Raw genomic sequence first — 2,861 nt, forward strand, 5'->3', positions numbered from 1 at the left:
GCATTTCCGAAGAAAGATCACGCGCCGACATTTAAGGATGTCGCGGAGCAGTGGCTCAAGATCAAACTGCCATCCCTGTCCAACGGGAAGCACCAGGGGCAGGTTGCCGGCACACTGGAGCGCTTCGCGTACCCCGCGATTGGTTCGCTGCCGATCGACAAGATCCCGCGCACGAAGCTCGTCGAGGTGGTGCAGGCCGTGCAGAAGGGCGGCCGCGTTGAAACGGCGCATCGGGTGGCCGGGCGCATCGCGGCGGTGTTCGATTACGCGCAGGATGTGGGCTACATCGAGAGCCACGGTGCCGGCGGCTTGGTGCGGGTGCTGCAGCCGCGCAAGGTGAAAAAGCCGATGGCCAGTATCCCGCCAGGCGAGACAGGTACATTGCTCGCGGCGATCGATAGTTATGAAGAACCAGTCACTCGCCTGGGGCTGCAGTTGCTGGCTTTGACCTTCGTGCGCGTCGGCGAGTTGCGCGGCATGCGGTGGGCTGAGCTGCGCGAGGACGGCGCGGTCTGGGTGGTCCCAGAGGACCGAATGAAAGCGGGACTGCCGCACGTTGTGCCGCTGTCCCAACAGGCGCGGGCGGTGCTCGAACAACTCCGGGTGTTCACTGGCGATCGCGATCTTGTGCTGGATTCACCGTTGCGCCCAGGGCATCCGCTGTCTGAGAACACTTTCCTCTTCGCGCTTTACCGCCTGGGTTATCGAGGCCGGATGACGGCGCATGGGTTCCGGGCGCTGGCGTCCACGGTGCTCAATGAACAATCGGGCTTTGCGCACGATGTCATCGAGCGCCAGCTCGCGCACCGGGAGACCGACGCGGTACGGGCGGCGTACAACCGTGCGCAGTACCTCGATCAGCGCCGGGGACTGATGCAGTGGTGGGCGGACTGGCTGGATCGACAGCGATCTGTGAAAGAGACACGATGGGAAAACTGATTGATGGGGACGACGGACTGCCTGCCGAAGAGGTGGGCGTCTGGGCCAAGGAGAAGCACGACTACCTGTGCCGCTACATCGATATTTCGCGCAGCACCCGCGCGAAGTACCTTGGCCCAGGCAAAGGTGGCGCGACCTACATCGATTTGTTCTGTGGGCCCGGCCGCTGCAAGGTACGGGACTCCGGCGAGTGGATTGACGGCGGTGTCGTCGCCGCGTGGAAGAAGAGCCAAGAAGGCAACGCGCCGTTCTCGCAGGTCTTCATCGGCGACCTCGATGCCCAGCGGCGTCAAGCCGCCGCAACCCGCCTGCGCAACTTGGGCGCACCGGTGATTGAAGTTGACGGGGCCGCAGTCGATGCCGTGAAGGCGGTCATCGCCCAGATCAACGTCTACGGCCTGCATTTCGCGTTTCTCGACCCCTTCGATCTGGCAGCGCTCGACTTCGGCATCATCGAAGCCCTCTCGACACTGAAGCGAATCGACATGCTGGTCCACGTGAGTCAGATGGACCTACAGAGAAACCTGATCAGTAACGCGACTTCGGACGATTCGGCGTTCGACGTCTTCGCTCCCGGCTGGCGCCAAAGCGTTTCCATCGCTCAAGGTCAGCAAGGCCTGCGGCAGGAAGTTTTTCAGTACTGGCGTGACAAGGTAGCGAGCCGACAGGTCTGGCCGTCAACCGAGATGCGTTTGATCACCGGCAGCAAGAATCAACCGCTCTACTGGTTGCTTCTGGCGGCGAAACATGAACTCGCCCACAACTTCTGGGCCACGGCATCCAATATCGAGGGGCAAGGCAAGTTGTTCTAGGCCCGCGTGGCCAAGGAGCTCGGGTAGTCATCCCACGTGCGGCCCCGGAAGACACGGCCGTTCGCCTTCTTGTGGCGCTTGATGCCGTCGGCGCCCCAGCCGCCCCACTGCTTGAAAAAAAACGCCGCACCAGCGGCCTCGGCCTGGGCCTGTACGTTCGCCACCCATTCTTCTCGCATCGGGCGGGCTTTGTGCCCGGACTCGCCACCGACGATGACCCAGTGAATGTCGCGCAAGTCGATCCACCCGAGGTCTTCCAGCAACGGCTCGACCGAGAGGAAACGGATATGCGCATTCACCTTGCGCAGGTGATCGATGCGCGGTACGCCATACTTCTTATCCTCCACCGACACGCCCAGCCACATGTTCTGCGGGCAGGCACGCCGCGCGAAGTACTCGGGCAACCGCTCCGCGCGCTTGGTGAGAATCTGGTAGGTGTGCTGTGGTGTGGCTTCGATGATCGAGAACACGTGGTCGAGGAACTTGTCCGGCACGTCTTCGTGGAACAGGTCACTCATGCTGTTGACGAAATATGTGGTCGGCTTCTTGCGCGCCAGCGGCTGTTCTAGCCGGTTTTTGTGCAAGGTGAGCTTGAACTCATTCTCGTAGCCGGGCGCGCCCATCGCGTGCAGCCGCCGCGCCATCACCTCGGCGTAGCAGTGCTTGCATCCTGGCGACACCTTGGTGCAACCGGTGGTCGGATTCCAGGTCTGCTCCGTCCATTCGATGGTTGATTGAGTCGCCATACGGCCTCCAATGTCATTGCGGTGCAGCGCCTGACGAGCGGCCCTGCGCGGTTTGGGACGCGAAGGCGTCCACCAAACGGGAGATCGCCGAACGTACTTGACCCATCTTCGGGTTAGCCAAGGACTTGCGCACCCGGTCGGCGAGCTGTTCCGCCGACAGTGCCGCCTCGCCTTCGGCGGTATGCACCAGACGCATACAGAGATTGATGACGCCGATCGGCGGGCAGGCCTTGCCCCGCTCGTACTTGCTCACCATTGACTGATCGACTTCCAGCAGATCGGCAAATTCCTTCGGCTGCTCCCATTGCGCGCTGCACGGATGAGCTCTTCGACGCTCTCGAACTGATCTTTCTTCGGAAATGCG

General features: G+C 62.1%; 4 protein-coding genes. 2 read left to right on the plus strand and 2 right to left on the minus strand.

Annotation, left to right across the window (positions count from 1 at the left end):
* Both FN369_RS00065 and FN369_RS00070 read left to right on the plus strand, forming a co-directional pair.
* Positions 1-939, plus strand: a 939-nt coding sequence (locus tag FN369_RS00065; RefSeq protein WP_142524187.1) for a tyrosine-type recombinase/integrase, incomplete at its 5' end; no start/stop codon positions are given.
* Positions 927-1,751: a three-Cys-motif partner protein TcmP gene (locus FN369_RS00070; RefSeq protein WP_142524188.1), complete on the plus strand. Its 825-nt coding sequence runs from the start codon at positions 927-929 to the stop codon at positions 1,749-1,751. The genes FN369_RS00065 and FN369_RS00070, both read left to right, overlap by 13 nt.
* On the opposite strand, the gene FN369_RS00075 is transcribed toward FN369_RS00070, so the two are convergent.
* A complete protein-coding gene (locus tag FN369_RS00075; protein WP_142524189.1) occupies positions 1,748-2,497 on the minus strand; it encodes a DUF5131 family protein in 750 nt (249 codons plus the stop codon). The genes FN369_RS00070 and FN369_RS00075 overlap by 4 nt on opposite strands.
* A gap of 13 nt (positions 2,498-2,510) precedes the next feature.
* Positions 2,511-2,861, minus strand: a 351-nt coding sequence (locus tag FN369_RS00080; RefSeq protein WP_246189448.1) for a helix-turn-helix domain-containing protein, incomplete at its 5' end; no start/stop codon positions are given.

The sequence above is a fragment of the Methylacidimicrobium cyclopophantes genome, from assembly GCF_902143385.2.
Classification (GTDB): domain Bacteria; phylum Verrucomicrobiota; class Verrucomicrobiia; order Methylacidiphilales; family Methylacidiphilaceae; genus Methylacidimicrobium; species Methylacidimicrobium cyclopophantes.

Excerpts from the sequence above, each read along its gene's own strand:
- FN369_RS00075 (WP_142524189.1), bottom strand. The coding sequence starts at position 2,497 with ATGGCGACTCAATCAACCATCGAATGGACGGAGCAGACCTGGAATCCG.
- FN369_RS00070 (WP_142524188.1), top strand. The coding sequence starts at position 927 with ATGGGAAAACTGATTGATGGGGACGACGGACTGCCTGCCGAAGAGGTG.